Genomic DNA, 15,330 nt, shown 5'->3' with positions numbered 1-15,330 from the left:
TCGCTCCCACATGAGCAGGAAGACGCTGCCAAACAACTCCCTGCTCACCATTTCCGATGCGCGCCGCGCCGCGGTTATTGCCGCGCTCCCGAACTTTTTTCGCTTGCGGTTGCATCTTCAACGCGCATCATTAGTTCCGATCCGCACTTTTCTCTTCGGAACCGGAACATGAGCACCCTTTCCCGCCGTGCGTTTCTTGCGACCGGGGCGGCCGCGACCTCTAGCAGTTTGTGGCCCGCGCTCGCAAACGGTGCTGAGGATGCCGCAAAGTTCAAACTCGGGCTCGTGACGTACAACGTGCCAAAAGATTGGGATCTACCGACCATTCTGAAGGTGTGCAAGGACGTCGGAATCGCGGCGGTCGAGTGCCGCACGACGCACAAACACGGCGTCGAGTGCTCACTGACAGCGGACCAGCGAAAGGACGTCAAAAAACAGTTCGCGGACGCGGGCGTCGTGTTTTGGGGGTGTGGTACCGTGTGCGAGTTTCACTCCGCCGACCCTTCTGTGGTGAAAAAGAACGTTGAGGATTGTAAGGCGTTTGTGAAGCTCGTTCACGACATCGGCGGCACGGGTGTGAAGGTGCGCCCTAACGGTATTCCAAAGGGCGGCGACGAGCAAAAGACCTTCGAGCAGATCGGCAAAGCGCTCCGGGAGTGCGGTAAAGCAGCCGACGATGCCGGCGTCGAAATCTGGGTCGAGGTTCACGGGGCCGTCACGCAACTCCCCAAGAACATGAAGACCATCATGGAGGCGTGCGGCCACAAACAGGTCGGCGTGACGTGGAACTCGAACGGGACCGACATCGCGAACAAGTCCGTGGCGGCGGGGTTCGAGATGCTCAAGCCGTACATCAAATCGTGTCACATCAATGATTTGACGAACGACGCGAAGGGCACGTACCCGTACCGTGAGTTGTTCAAACTCCTTCGCGACACCGGCTACGACCGCTACACGCTGTGCGAAGTCGGCACCGCCTACGACGTCGAGAAAGGAACCGCGTTCTTGAAGGGTTACAAGAAGTTGTGGGACGAACTGGTGAAGGGCTAAGCGAAGAACCGTGAGGCAATTCTGGGTGAACCCGCCGGTGGAAGAGATTCTCTCTGCCGGCGGGCTCACCCAGAATCGTTCCTACGGGAAGACCGGTTGAGGCACGATGCCCATCCCGGGCACCCCAATGGCACCCGGGGGGCCGATGAGGTTCCGGATCAATTCGTCCTTGATGCGATTCAACCCGGCCCCGTCGAGGTCGGCCGCAGTAAACGATCCGGGTACTTTGAACTGGCCGCTCACTTCGGCCGGGTCTTCAATGTTCGCTCGCAGCGTCACGTTCACGACGACCTGGAACTGCCCGTTGCCCACGTCTTCCACCGCGTAGGCGACATCGAAGTGAACCGCCTTCGCGTCGTCCGGCGGTTCGACGAACGCGATCAGTTGGTACCCGATTGGAGGGAGCGTTTCCGTGGCCACGAACCCGGGCGGGAGTTGGATCGGGTGGCCCCAAGACTGCGCCGCGAACGTGGTATTCACGCCGTCCGCGAACTGCGTGCGAAGTGTATTCTCGCGCGTCCCCTTGGAATCCGCCTTGCCCGCGGGCGACCGAGTTTCGGTGATGCGCAGTGATACGACCGGTTGGTCGGCACTGCTGAGCCCCTTGAGCACGTCGGCCATCCCCTGACCGAGCCGCCGGTCCGCGGCGTTCCTCTGGACGTGGGCGACGGCGGGGTCGTAGAACCGCCCGAGTTTCTCGATCACCTGCTTGCGGTGGAGCGTGTTGCGCGAATCAACGAGATAGGTCCGCAGGAACCGCGGTTCGATCGACGGCGGGCTCGTTTCTTTCGTGACGAGATCGTAGAGCGCGTCGTCCCGAACCACCGGGTTGATGACGAACCCCATGAAGAAGAAGCACACGACGCTACCGAAGAAGATGAAGACGTAGGGCAAGAACGAGGGCATCGACCCGCCCTCGCGCGCCGGGGCATCGGGTACCTCAGTGATGTCGAGCTCGATGATCCTCAGATTGACGTTGCCCTCAGCGTCCTTCGGCTCGTCGCCGTTCTTGGCCACGTACCGCGCCAGCCCCCCGAGGTCGGCCGGTTCGATCTCCCCTCGCGCCCCCCCTTCCGGGCTGCGCGCCCACGCCAAGTAGTTCAGGTACGTCACCATGTGCTCGGCGCGGGACTCGTGTTTGAGCGTAACCGAGGCGCTCCGGCGCCCGCCCAGCAGCACGTTCACAACGCTGTTCTGGTAATTCCCGTTGCTGTCGTAGTTGTGCGTGTAGTTCGCATCGACCACACCATCGACGGGCGTGACGGTGACCTGCTCGCGGTAAGCCTCGTACAGGTTGAGCGGATCGACGTAGACCCACGTCCCGGCGTTCTTCCCGCCCCGCCCGCGGAACTTCGCGAACAGGAGCCAACTGCCGACGAGCAGCCCGGCGGTTTGCAAGAACGCGACCCCGATGGGGTCGTTGTAAATGATCCCGAGCCACGTCGTGAGGGTTAACAATAGCGTGGTGATGATGATGATCGGACCGGCGACGCACCCGCACCCGGGGAGCTGGTCGGTGGTGTGAACGAACACGCCCGGCGACCCGACGCCCTCACTGTCGCGGACCGCGGTCAGGTACTCGCGGGTTCTGTCGTCGAGTTCCTCGAAGATAAACGTCGTGGACATTCCGCCTCTCCGATAGTCTCAAGTCGCGCGATAAAGTCTCGAGTCTCAAGTCGTAACGTCACGAGTCGTAAGGTCGAACTAAGGGGTCTTCAAGTCGAAGTCGTACATTGGGTCGCGTTCCGGGTCCGACTTTACGACTTTCGGACCTTACGACTTGTGACTGTGCGATTGTGCGATTACCCCACCATCTGGTGCGGGAGAAAGCGGCTCGTGTTACCGGTCACGAGCGACTCGTCTTCGCGGATGCCCATGCCGCACGCTTCGCCGTTCACGACCCAGCTCCCGAGTACCGGGTAGCGCCCGTCGTGCGGCTTCAGTTGGCTCGCGAGCGCCTGGTACACATACGGCCCGCCCTGGTACGGCCCGTCCGTGCTGTGCGCGACCCGGCCGCCGATGACGACCTCGATGTTCGCGCCCTCGCGGGCGTGGATCGGCTTTTTCACGTAACTCCCATCCGTCAGCGCGTCGAACGAGGCCGGGAGCAGGAACGGGCTGTCCGGGTGCCGCTCGTACAACAGCGGCAGGATGCTCTTACAACTGAGGATCATCTTCCACGCGGGTTCGACCCACTTGGTCGGCGCGGTGCGGAGGTGCGGCCCGAACTCCTCTTTCGTCATCCACTCCCACGGGTACAGTTTGAAGCACCGGTGGATCGGGAACCCGGTGTTGTCCACGAACACGCGGCGCGGCTTGTCGTACCCGATGTCGGTGACGTCGATGAACGAGGTCTTCGCGCCGGCCTGGATCGCCACGTCCCGCATGTACTCCGCGGTGATGTAGTCCTCCGGCGAGTCCAGTTTGGTCATCGCGGCGAAGTGGATCGGGCCGCTGTCGCGCTTGAGCACTTCCTTCCACGCTTCGATCAGGTGCTCGTGGATACTGTTGAACTGGTCACCGCGCTCGTCAATGTCCTTGAGCCACATCCACTGGGCGACGGACGCTTCGACGAGGGCCGTCGGGGTGTCCGCGTTGTACTCCAGCATCTTGGGCGGGCCGACGCCGTCGTAGGCGAGGTCGAACCGGCCGTACACCGACGGCTCGTCGTTCTCCCACGACCGGATGACGTACTCTTCAAACTCTTCGGGGATTAGGAACAGCCCGAACAGGCGCTTGTCGATGACCTCTTGCACGAGGTCGAGGCACATCTTGTGCAGTGAGTTGGTCGCCTCTTCGATGACGTCGATTTCGTAATTCGTGAACTGGTAGAACGCGGACTCGTCCCAGTAAGGCTCGCCGCGGAGCGTGTGGTAGTAGAGCCCGAACTCTTCGACCCGTTTCTGCCAGTTGGGTCGGGGATCGACGGTGACCCGGCGCACGGTCCACCTTCTTGAGAGTGAAGGGAAATAAAAAAGGTAAAAGGCAAAAGGAAGAAGCACCCGCAAAGTGCGGGTTCGGTTCCTTTTTACCTTTTACCTTTGGAATTGTTCATTCCGCGGGGCGCGGATCAGCCACCGAAGCCGCCGCCGACGCGCCCGCCGACGGAGCCGAAGCCGCCCTTCGAGACGCTGGCCATTGCCGGGGAGCGCCCGCCGCCACTCACGGAAGAGGGGCCACCGCCACCAAAGTGGCCGATGAAGATGAAGGCACCACCACCGCTCCGGGAGCGGCCGCCGACGCGCTTTTCGGCCTGCTTATCGACTTCTTTGTCGTAGTTCTGCTCCGGCCACATGAAGTACCCGGTGGTCATCAGACCGGCGCCGAGCAGGACGAGCGAGAACTCACGGGACATACGGGTCATGGCGAATCACCTGGGAGACGCGCCCCGTTGCTTGGGCGTTACTGATACTATTCGTAACGGATCACCTACATCTTTACCACGTCCGTCGAGTCTTGTGTAGAGTTTTTTCGGAGATCATGGGCAGGCGATTAGAACCGGGATCGGTCCCCGCGGAACCGATCCCAGCTTCTGCGCCACTTTTGCAACTCGCGTCGCTGGCCCCGAATACACCCGATCACTCGCAGAACATCCCGGAGACGTTCTTATCCTAAAAGCGTCCCCGGCTGAGAGTTGTTACGAGTCTCCCTGACAAATGATGCTATCCGCGGAGCATCATTGAGACGTACTTTGTCTCCAAATAGGCTTCGAGCCCCTCGTGGGCGAGTTCGCGCCCCATACCGGATTCCTTCATGCCACCGAACGGGCATTGAGGCGTTGCGGGAACCGGGTCGTTCAGACCGATGATCCCGGCCTCCAGCCCCTCAGCCATCCGCCACGCAATGCTCAGGTCGTTCGTGAACACGTATGCCGCGAGTCCGTACTTCGTGTTGTTCGCGGCGGCGATCACGTCGTCGAGTTTCGTGAAGTCCAGAACCGGCATAACGGGCGCGAACGGCTCGTCCGTCAGAATCCGCGCGTCCTGCGAGAGCCCCGTGAGGATGGTCGGCTCGAAGAAGTAGCCCTTCTCGAAGCGCGTGGACTTCCCACCCCCGGTCAGAATCTTCGCCCCCTTGCCCTTCGCGTCGTCGATGAGGGCCTGCGTGCCGTCCATCGCCTTCTTCTCGAACATCGGTCCTACCACGACGCCCTCGTCGAGCCCGTTGCCCATCTTGAGGTTCTTCGCCTCGGCGACCGCGACCTCCGTGAAGCGCTTCTCGATGTCCTTGTGAACGAAGAACCGGCTGGGGCTGATGCACACCTGACCGTTGTTGCGGAACTTGCCGAGCACCGCGGCCTTCGCGACGACCTCGGGGTCCGCGTCCGGGAACACGATGAACGGGGCGTGCCCGCCGAGTTCGAGGCTGAGGCGCTTCACTTGATCGGCGGCCTGCTTCATGAGCCGCTTGCCGACGTCGGTCGAGCCGGTGAAGCTGATCTTCCGGACCGCCTCGTTCTGCATGAACTCGTCGCTGATCTCGCTGGCCGAGCCGATCACCAGGTTGGCGACGCCCTTCGGTAATCCCGCGTCGATGAGGCACTCGAACACGCCGATGAGCGAGAGCGGGGTCTGGCTCGCGGGCTTGCACACGATGGTGCAGCCGGCCGCGAGTGCGGGCGCGATCTTGCGCGCCTGCAGCGTGATGGGGAAGTTCCACGGCCCGATCGCGCCCACTACCCCGACCGGGTGCTTGATGGTCATGTGGCGCTTGGCCGGGTTCGATTGCGGGATCACCTGCCCGTAGGCCCGCTTGCCCTCTTCCGCGAACCACTCGAAGGTGTCGGCGGAGTGCATCACCTCGCCCTTCGCTTCGACGACGGGCTTGCCCTGCTCCATCGTCATCGTGCGGGCCAAGGCGTCGGCGCGCTCGCGCATGAGGTCGGCGGTCTTCTTTAGCACCTTCGCGCGGTCGTAGGCCGTGAGCTTCATCCACGCCGGCAGCGCGGCCGAGGCCGCAGCGACGGCCCGCGCCGCGTCCGCGCGGTTCCCGAAGCTGACCTCCGCGATGTTCTCTTCCGTGGCCGGGTTGATGACCCCGAGCTTCTTACCGGTGGAGGCGTCGCACCACGCGCCGTCGATGTACAGTTGGCGGTTCTTGACGGGGGGAACAGCGGACATGCGAAACCTCCAAAATGCAGTGGCGATATGGAGGTATGCTACGGATCCGCGCGCAATCGGTTACGCACACGCGGAGAAGGGCGCGCGGGGAAATCGTCCCCGCGCGCCCTTCCCCTGTCTCCCAGCCGGCGCGACTCCCGCCACCGGCCTCGAATCGGACCGTTTAGCGCAGAATAACCCGGCGGAAGCCCTGCTTCTTTAACTCTGCGACCCGCGTTTTGGTGACTTTGGTGTTCCGCAGCCACAAATCGCCCGGGTAATCCAACCCGCGAACGACCTCGTCGTCCAACCCGTCATCGGTAATCAAGGTGCCCTCGAGCCGGATCGACCGCACGTTTTTGAGTTGAGCCAGTTCGCGCAGTTCTGCGTTACTCACTTTCGTGTTGTTCAGATCGATTCGGTCGAGAAAGGTCAAACCGGCCAGTTTGGAAGCGCCCTTGCCCGTGACGGGCGCGCCATCGAGGTACAGATCCTGCAACGACGTCAACCGTGCGAGTTCCTGAAACGCCCGATCGGTCACGCGGCTCTGGCTCAGGTCCAAAACTCGAAGGTCACTCAAGCCGCCCCACACGCTTAAAACCGCATCTGTAACGGGCACCCGGGTTAGGTCCAGCCTGGTCAACTTCTTCAAGCTCCCCAGTTCTTTTAAGCCCTCTTCGGTTGCCTTGGCGTTCTTCATGTGCAGATCCTCGAGGCTCGACACGCTAGCGAGCGCCTTCATACCTGCGTCCGTCAGGGTCGTGTTGTCCAGTTTCAGTTCCTTCAGGTACTTCAGACCGGCCAGTTCCGCGAGCCCCTCACCCGAGATCGAGGTGTTACTCAGGTCGAGGTACTTGAGTGCGCGAAGTCCGGCCAGCCCCTTCAAACCCGCGTCGGTGACGTTCGCCCCCGCTAGGCTCAGACTGAAAAGTTCCGGGAGCTGGGCCAGTTCTTTCAGGTCCGCGTCGCGCACGTCTGCCGCGGTCAGGTTGATCGTGTTGATGACGGGAAACGCGGCGATTTCTTTCAGCCCGGCGGTCGTGACTTTCGTATGGGCCATATCGAGCCAGAGCAGGCGCTCCACTCCAGACAGTGCGGCGATGCCGGTTCCTGTCACGGCCGTGTTGTTGAGGATGAGGTGGTGGAGGTGTTTCAACCCGGCGAGTTCTTTGAGGTCTTCGTCACGAACACGAACGTCCGAGAGGTCGAGTCGTTCCACGAACTCGAAACTGGCCCGCACCCGGAGCAGTTCGCGCGGGTTGTTTTTCGGAACCTCCTCGAAGACGTGTATGCTCTTCACCACTTTGGGCCGCAGCGCGAACCGCCCCCCGCGCTCCATCACGAATCGCAAGGCGCGCTCCGCGGCCTCGTTTTTACCCCACGCGGCCCACGTGTACTCCTTGTCCACCTGTCTGCATCTCGACCCGGCGGCGGATTTGTAAGTCCCCATCAACCGGTACTGTGTCGGTTTCGCATCGGAAACCGGCACCAGTGTGCCGACCCACGACTGGTAGCCCGTCGCGTCACCGGCCTTCTCAAAGCGGGTGAATGTCAACTGACCCGTGCTGTGATCGTAAGTCCCGGTGATCGGCTGGTCGTAAATGGTGCCCGCCACCTTTCCGTCCTTGATTTCCTTGATGACGAGTTCGCCGTAGAAATCGTTACCCTCGACCCACCACGTCCCCACGGGGCTGGCCTCGGGAGGTGGGTCGGGAGCTCCCGTGGCGATCGGCGCGAGGCCGAGCAGGGCAACGCCCGCGATCAGCACACTTCGGCACACGAACATGACTCGAACTCCTCGGGCGATTGTTGACTCACTTCTTCAGCGACGCGCGCCGGAAGCCGCCGACCGGCGCGTGCGGCGCAGCCTCGAACGCCGACAGGAACAGCAGATCCTTTTCCCGCTCCGCGCCCGGCACGAGCATCACGGTCGCGGCCTCCTCGCAGCTCCATTCGTCCCGGTCGTGCGGAACGAAGTAGACGAGGAGCGCGTTCCCTGCGTGCTCGATCAACAGGAACCGGTGTCGCACCGGTTCGCGCGAATCACCGACCACCGCCATCACCCCGGCCAAGTAGACCCGCTTGTCCGCGAACAGCGCGCGGTACGCGGGCGGTACATTACGAGCGGTGGTCGGGTCACTCGTGAAAGTGAGTGTGGTTTTGCTCGGCGGATCGCGCGGCGCTCGTTCCGCCGCGAGGCCCAGGCGCCCGTTCAGCACGGTGTCCGCGTCCCACGAACCCGCGAGCCGCGAGCCGACGACATTTTGCGGCGCTGGAGCGACCACCAACTTGTCCGGGGTATCGGCCGAAGCGACCTTCGAGAGCACCAGTCTGCAGTTCACCGCCTGCACCCCACGAGGGCTGCCCCGACCCAACTGCGGCTCGTCCCACGACAGCGTGAGAGCACCCTCCCGAAGCTCAAAGGCGACGCGGATCGCTCCCGCCTTATTTCCATCGGGTGGCGTCAACACGAGCGCCGGTGGCGTGGCATTCGGCTCGATCGCCCAGGTGAACGCGCGCTGGTCCCGGATCAGTCCGCGGTGAACGGCCAGAGCGCCCGATAGGTTGAAATCGAACCGGAACCCGCTCTTCTCCCAATCGGTCAGGGGGCGCTCGTCTCGGGTGCCCCCGTCCACCTTCCACTGCCCGGCTAACCTCGCACGAAGTGTGGCATTGGGATCTGGGACCGCGAGCGGCTGCGTTTGCTTTGCAGCGTCACCGTTCGTCGGGCTTGCTCGTTCGGAGTCCGGTTGCGGGCGGGAATCACCTATCGCGGCCCAACCACCGACGGCCGCCACCACAACCACCAGACCCGCGACGAGAAACTTGAGTTGAGCACCGTTGGCACGCAGGATCGCGTTCACGAGCGCCAGCGCGCCGGGAGAAGCGGACTCCGCCAGGCGCCCGGTACCGAACTCGAACGCCGCGCTCGCGGTTCTCGCGAGTAACTCGGACGGAGCCGCGACACCCACATCTGCGGACAAAACGGCCGCCACAGCACCCGCCGTCAAGCCCATGCCGCGCCGGGTGAGTCGTGCGGCGAGCATTTCGCGGGCACGAGCGAGCCGACTCGCAACCGTCCCTTCCGGCAGATTCAGCAGCGCGGCCACGTCGCGCCGCGTGCGCCCCTCCATGTCGCAGAGGATGAGCACCTGCGCGAACGTTTTCGGGAGCCGGTCCAGTTCGGCATCGAGCACGTGTCGCACGTCCGTCGCGACGGGTTCCGGGATCGGCTCGCGGGGCACCACACGACTCTCCTTCGCTCTCCGCCGAGCGGCCCGTCGGAGGGCCTCCCGCGCGGTCCGGAACGCGACGCCATGCAGCCACTGACCGACCGCACCCGCGGGCCGGATCGCCCCCGCCTTCCGCGCCAGCACCATGAACGTGGCCTGAAAGACGTCGTCCGCGTCGGCGGAGTTGCGCAGCACCCGGCGGCACACCGCCAGCACCATCGCCCCGTGGCGCTGAACCAGTTCGGCGAACGCCCCCTCGTCGCGCTCGTGGACGTACCGGTTCACCAGCGCGTCGTCGGGCACGCTCTCGTAGCGGCACCGCGCGAGTTCCGGGAGGATGTGAGCGAGCGATTTCTCCGACATTGCCACGGCTTTCTCCTGACGCCCACGGGCCGCGTCGGGGAACATTGGTCGGCCAGGGCCGAATTGTTCCCACTATTTTCACCGACCCCGAATCTCGGGCCGGCCGGCAGCGGGGCTAACAATTGCTAACATTTTCGGCCGACCGACCCGGTACCTGCATTGGCAAGCAAAAACACACTTCGAGCGGCTAACAACAACTAACATTCGCGCCTGAACTGCGACGGTTTGTGGTCATTTGTGATGACCGCGAACGGCCCTGGCACTACCGGGGTTTTTCAAGACACGCCCGATAGGGGAATTATACGCATTCAGTGAACGGAAATTCAGTAAATATTTCTCGCCCACTCGAGCGGTATTCGGGGTGAGAAAGTACGCCGGGCAGAAGCCCAGTGCTATGAAAGGTGGCTCTCCAGAGCGAAGACAGAAACGCCTCTGCCGCCGCGGAGCGGCCGGCGTTTGTAGCACCGGGCGGAAGCCCTGTGCGTTCTGTGGAGCGACAGGCAATAAAAACGCGGCCGACCCACTATTGGGTCGGCCGCGCGATTTGTTCAATCAGTTGATGTTGTGTGCGATTCGTTTAGTACCGGTCGCCGCGGCCACCGCCGCCCCCACCGTACCCGCCGCCGTAGCCACCACCACCACCGCCGCCCCCACCATACCCACCACGGTTACCGCCACGGCCGCCACCGCCACCGTAGCCACCTCCGCCCCCACCATACCCGCCACCACCACCACCACCGCCGCCGTACCCGCCACCGCCGCCCCCACGCGGGCGCTCTTCGCGCGGCTTGGCTTCGTTGACCGTCAATCGACGGCCCTGGTACTCGGCGCCGTTCATTGCGGCGACGGCTTCGTCGGCCCCGCTGGACATCTCGACGAAGCCGAACCCGCGGCTCCGACCCGTTTCGCGGTCGGAGATCACCTGTACCTTGGTGACCGTGCCGTACTGCCCGAAAAGTTGCTCCAGGTCCGCCTGCGTCGTCGTAAACGGCAGGTTCCCCACGTACAGATTCTTGCTGGCCATATCATCCCTCCCCGGACGGGCTTCTTCACCGACCCGGCCGGGAGCTCAACTGAACCGAACGCGGCATCGCGCCCGGGAAGACGTGTGTGAACAGGCCGCCGCGCGCCTTGGGGTTACCGTCGCGAAAGTGTGTGTTTAATCGCGAGAGCGGGACCATCGACGACGAGGGCGTACCGTGGAACGGGCCAGCTTGACGAGCTTGGGAGCGTGTGCAAGGCAGTAATGAACTGTCGCTAGGCTTCAAAGCCGATCCGCCGAAATACCAGACCGAGTACGCGAAGACCTGTTCAAAATCTTCCTGGCCATCCGGGGTCCGCCCCCGGAGGCTGATTTGACTATACCCGGTGAAAGAAGAAAAAATAGACGAAATCCGAAATTTCCCGCGTCGAGGGTAGACGGAGAAAGATTTTCAGACTACGCGCCCGCGTAGAGCGAGTGTTCTCTCTCCGCCCCACCTTTTCAACACGGCAATGACCGCATTTGCGCACAACTTGAGGCGGTTCGCCCACAACGATTTTTACTCTAGATGAAGGCACCCGCCGCACTTAACATAAGCTTGTTCGACCCGCCTACGTCCTCTCCGCACTTAATTCTCGGTGACGGTCATGCACGTCGGAAGCATCCCGACCGCACTTGCGCGGGCGGCCGGGTCGTACTGCGGCCGGGTGCGGCTCGCCGCGGCCCTCTTGCTCGTCGCTCTCGTGCCGACCAATGGCCGGGCCGATGAGGGCGCCGACTTCTTCGAGAAGAAAGTGCGGCCGGTCCTGGCCGAGCACTGCTACTCCTGCCACGCCGTCAGCACGAAAAAGGCCAAAGGCGGGCTCGAACTCGACACCCCAACTGGCATCCGCAAGGGCGGTGAATCCGGTCCGCTCGTCAAAGCCAAAGACGAAAACAGCTTGTTACTGAAGGTCGTGGCGCACGCCCCGGACTTTCCCGCGATGCCGCCCAAAGGGAAGATCCCCGACACGGCCGTTGCCGATCTCCAGCGGTGGGTGAAGATGGGCGCGCCGCTCCCGGCCGCAACCGCGAACCCGTCCGCGGGTACACCCGCCCGCGAGTTCTGGTCGTTCAAACCTGTAACCGAGCAGCCCGCCCCGAAGGTTTCGGACCCGAAGTGGCCGGCTCAGAAAGCGGACTTCTTCATCCTGAAGAAGCTCGACGAACAGAAACTTACCCCCGCACCATTGGCCGATCGCCGCACACTCGTGCGACGAATCTACTTCGATCTTATTGGGCTTCCGCCCACGATTGAGCAGGTCGAAGCGTTCGTCTCGGATACTCGGGCCGACGCCTACGAGCGACTGGTCGATGAGTTGCTCGCGTCGCCTCGATTCGGGGAGAAGTGGGCGCGCCACTGGTTCGATGTGGCCCGGTACGCAGAAGATAACTCCACCGGTGAATCGACGTGCCGGCCGCCGCGATTCCCGTACCGCTACCGCGACTGGGTCATCGGGGCGTTCAACGCCGACGTTCCGTTCGATCGCTTCATCCGCCTTCAACTGGCTGCCGACCTGCTCCCCGACACCCCACCGGCAGATTTCGCAGCGCTCGGGTTCCTGGGGCTCTCGCCGGTCTACCACAAGGAACCCAAGCTCTCGAAGGACGTGATCTCCGCGTTCGTCGCCGACGAATGGGACGAGCGCGTGGACGTCATTACGCGCGGGTTCCTCGGGCTGACGGTCGCGTGCGCGCGGTGCCACGACCACAAGTTCGACCCGATCACCGCGGAAGACTACTACGCGCTCGCCGGGGTGATGGCGAACACGCAGCTCGCCGAGCGCCCGCTGAAGCCCGACGCCAGCGCGAGCCAGGACGCGCTCACGACCGTCCGGCTCGACCTGCTCGACGCGAACATGCGGCTCGATTACGCGAAGGAGATGCGCGGAACGGCCGTGAAGGAGAAGAAAGACCCCACGCCGTTCGATCTGCAAATCAAGAAATTCGAGGCGCGTGTCGCGGACCTCAAGAAGAAAGAGAAGGGGCTGGATACGGGAACGATCGCGAACGTGGTTCGGGACGCCGGGACGTGGGTCAATGGGGACAACCCGGACTGGACGGTGATCGACTACCAGCCCGGTAAGTATCGCGACCTTCCCGTGTTCATTCGCGGCAACCCGGCCCGACCGGGCGCGATCGTCGCGCGCCGGTTCCCGACCGTGCTCTCGCCGAGCCAACCGCGCTCGTTCCGCGAAGGCAGCGGGCGAAAGGAACTCGCCGATGCGATCGTTTCCGACGCGACCGGGTTGACCGCCCGCGTGTTCGTGAACCGGACCTGGGGTTGGGTCTTCGGTCGGCCCATCGTTACGACTCCGAGCAACTTCGGCGCGCTCGGCGACCGCCCGACGCACCCCGAACTGCTCGACGACCTCGCCGCCCGATTCGTCGCCAACCGCTGGTCGATGAAATGGCTCGTTCGGGAACTGGTGACGTCCGCGGCGTACCGGCAATCGACCCGACACGATGAGAAGTTCGCAGCCGCCGACCCGGACAACCGGTGGTTGTGGCGCGCTCCCCGCAAGCGGCTGGAACTGGAAGCGTGGCGCGACGCGACCCTCCAGGTGAGCGGCCAACTCAACCTCGCTGGTGGCGGGCCATCGGACAACCTGGACAGCCCGCGGAGCGTTCGCCGAACCGTTTATGGCAAGGTGAGTCGCGGAGAGCGCCCGGCCGACATTCACCGACTGTTCGACCTGCCCGACCCGAAGGCCCACGGGGAGAAGCGCGAAGCGACGACCACACCGGTCCAGCAACTGTACTTCCTCAACAGCCCGTTCGTTCGTCAATCGGCCGTGGCACTGGCCAAAGCGACGACCGCGGGGAAGACAACCGAAGACGGCGTTCGCGCACTGTTCCAGCGCGTGCTCCTGCGCGACCCGACGTCCGATGAGTTAGAAACCGCCGCGCGACTGGTCCGGCCCGCACGAGAAGGTGCCCCGCCCGCGTGGGAGTTGCTCGCCCAGACGCTCCTGGCGAGTAACGAGTTCCTGTTCCTCAACTGACCGCGAGCCCTCCGATGATCCGACCCGATCTGACCGACCCGTTCGGACCGACGCGCCGGCAGTTCATTCGCGAACTCGGCGGCAGTGTGGGCTTGCTCGGGCTGGCGAGCTACCTGCAAGCCGCCGAGCCGTCCGCGGCGCCTGCGCCAACTGCCGCGTTGGGGAAGCCGCACTTTAAACCGCGTGCGAAGCGGGTCATCTTCCTGTTCATGGCGGGCGGGCCGTCACACCTCGACACGTTCGACCCGAAGCCGGCTCTCGCCAAGCACGCCGGTCAGCGCCCCGGAACGGCCGACCTGCGCACCGAGCGCGTCACGGGCGGGCTACTCCCCTCCCCCTTTAAGTTCCGCCCGGGCGGGAAGTCTGGATTGCCGGTGAGCGACCTGCTCCCGAATATCCGGGAGTGCGCGGACGAGTTGTGCGTGCTCCGAGGTGTCCACGCGATCAACCCGAACCACTCGCCGGCCGCCAACTTCCTGGCCAGCGGGCGAATCGATGCGGTCAACCCCGGGATCGGGTCGTGGGTTTCTTACGGGCTCGGCTCCGAGAACGCGGACCTGCCCGGGTTCGTCTCGCTCGGCGGCGGGTTCGGCCAAGCGGGGTTCGAGCGCAGCGGCTACCTACCCGGGCAGTTCCAGGCGACCCGCGTCGCGGCCGCGGAAACCGACCCGGAGAAGATGATCCGGCACCTCCGCAACCCGACCATCGGCCTCGAAGACCAGAAGCGCCAGCTCGAAGCACTTCAGTCGCTCAACCGCACCCACGCCGCAGCAAACGGGAACGACCCGCAACTGGAAGCCCGCATCCGGGCGATGGAGACCGCGTTCCGAATGCAGTCCGCGGCCGGTGAAGCGTTCGACATCCGGCGCGAGTCGGTGCGCGTGCGGGAAGCTTACGGGAACGGGGAGTTCGCACGCGGGTGCCTGCTCGCCCGGCGACTGGTCGAGCGGGGCGTTCGGTTCGTGCAACTGTCGATCGGCGGATGGGACCACCACGCCCAGATCAACAGTGAATTGAAGAAGTTGTGCGGCACGATCGACCAACCGATCGCGGCACTGCTGAAGGATTTGCGCCAGCGCGGGTTACTCGACGACACGCTGGTCATTTGGGGCGGCGAGTTCGGTCGCACGCCGGTATCGGAGAACGGCGACGGCCGGGACCACAACCACTACGGGTTCACCGTGTGGATGGCCGGCGGTGGGGTGAAAGCGGGTACGAGTTACGGGGCCACCGACGAGTTCGGGTTCAAGGCGACGGAGGGCCGCGTCAGCGTTCACGATCTGCACGCGACCATCCTGCACCAACTCGGGCTCGACCACGAGAAGCTGACGTACCGCTACAGCGGGCGCGACTTCCGGCTGACGGACGTCCACGGCCGCATCGTGAACGAAATCCTGGCGTGACGGCGGTCGCCTCGGTGCTGGGTCGCGCCTGCGCCCAGTGCCCTCCCCTTCCCTCACGTTTCTGAGCACTTCGGTACACATTTTGGTGCCCGACCGCGCGCCCATCCGCACCTCGATCCGGGATGCCGGCGGTGGGTGAGTCGCCCGTTCGCGGGA

10 protein-coding genes are annotated in these 15,330 nt (G+C 63.9%); 3 read left to right on the top strand and 7 right to left on the bottom strand.

The features are described from left to right. Positions 1-168: 168 nt before the first annotated feature. A complete protein-coding gene (locus J8F10_RS04745) occupies positions 169-1,050 on the top strand; it encodes a sugar phosphate isomerase/epimerase family protein (RefSeq protein ID WP_210652713.1) in 882 nt (293 codons plus the stop codon). Positions 1,051-1,131: 81 nt separating this feature from the next. On the opposite strand, the gene J8F10_RS04740 is transcribed toward J8F10_RS04745, so the two are convergent. The 7 genes from J8F10_RS04740 to J8F10_RS39710 all read right to left on the bottom strand — a co-directional run bounded on the left by J8F10_RS04740 (position 1,132) and on the right by J8F10_RS39710 (position 10,769). Further along, positions 1,132-2,676 carry a hypothetical protein gene (locus J8F10_RS04740; protein WP_210652712.1) on the bottom strand — a complete coding sequence of 515 codons (1,545 nt, stop codon included), beginning with the start codon at positions 2,674-2,676 and terminating at the stop codon, positions 1,132-1,134. A gap of 176 nt (positions 2,677-2,852) precedes the next feature. After that, on the bottom strand, positions 2,853-3,992 hold the full coding sequence (locus J8F10_RS04735; RefSeq protein WP_210652711.1) for a glutathionylspermidine synthase family protein: 1,140 nt from the start codon (positions 3,990-3,992) through the stop codon (positions 2,853-2,855). Positions 3,993-4,120: 128 nt separating this feature from the next. After that, positions 4,121-4,414 carry a hypothetical protein gene (locus J8F10_RS04730; RefSeq protein ID WP_210652710.1) on the bottom strand — a complete coding sequence of 98 codons (294 nt, stop codon included), beginning with the start codon at positions 4,412-4,414 and terminating at the stop codon, positions 4,121-4,123. Positions 4,415-4,712: 298 nt separating this feature from the next. Continuing rightward, positions 4,713-6,170 (bottom strand): NAD-dependent succinate-semialdehyde dehydrogenase, encoded by a 1,458-nt coding sequence (locus tag J8F10_RS04725; RefSeq protein WP_210652709.1) that lies wholly within the window; start codon positions 6,168-6,170, stop codon positions 4,713-4,715. 163 nt (positions 6,171-6,333) lie between these two features. Then, on the bottom strand, positions 6,334-7,935 hold the full coding sequence (locus J8F10_RS04720) for a leucine-rich repeat domain-containing protein (protein WP_210652708.1): 1,602 nt from the start codon (positions 7,933-7,935) through the stop codon (positions 6,334-6,336). Between the two features lie 28 nt (positions 7,936-7,963). Continuing rightward, positions 7,964-9,745 (bottom strand): RNA polymerase sigma factor, encoded by a 1,782-nt coding sequence (locus J8F10_RS04715; protein ID WP_246523946.1) that lies wholly within the window; start codon positions 9,743-9,745, stop codon positions 7,964-7,966. A gap of 577 nt (positions 9,746-10,322) precedes the next feature. Further along, positions 10,323-10,769, bottom strand: coding sequence for an RNA recognition motif domain-containing protein (locus J8F10_RS39710; RefSeq protein ID WP_210652706.1), 447 nt, complete (start codon positions 10,767-10,769; stop codon positions 10,323-10,325). A 605-nt stretch (positions 10,770-11,374) separates the two neighbouring features. On the opposite strand from J8F10_RS39710, the gene J8F10_RS04705 reads away from it, so the two are divergent. Both J8F10_RS04705 and J8F10_RS04700 read left to right on the top strand, forming a co-directional pair. Beyond that, positions 11,375-13,771, top strand: coding sequence for a PSD1 and planctomycete cytochrome C domain-containing protein (locus J8F10_RS04705; RefSeq protein WP_210652705.1), 2,397 nt, complete (start codon positions 11,375-11,377; stop codon positions 13,769-13,771). Positions 13,772-13,785: 14 nt separating this feature from the next. Further along, a complete protein-coding gene (locus tag J8F10_RS04700; RefSeq protein ID WP_210652704.1) occupies positions 13,786-15,174 on the top strand; it encodes a DUF1501 domain-containing protein in 1,389 nt (462 codons plus the stop codon). The last annotated feature ends 156 nt before the right edge of the window (positions 15,175-15,330 follow it).

This window comes from Gemmata palustris (assembly GCF_017939745.1).
Classification (GTDB): domain Bacteria; phylum Planctomycetota; class Planctomycetia; order Gemmatales; family Gemmataceae; genus Gemmata; species Gemmata palustris.
Note: the sequence above shows the minus strand (reverse complement) of the source record. Positions and strands in the feature narration are given on the sequence as shown.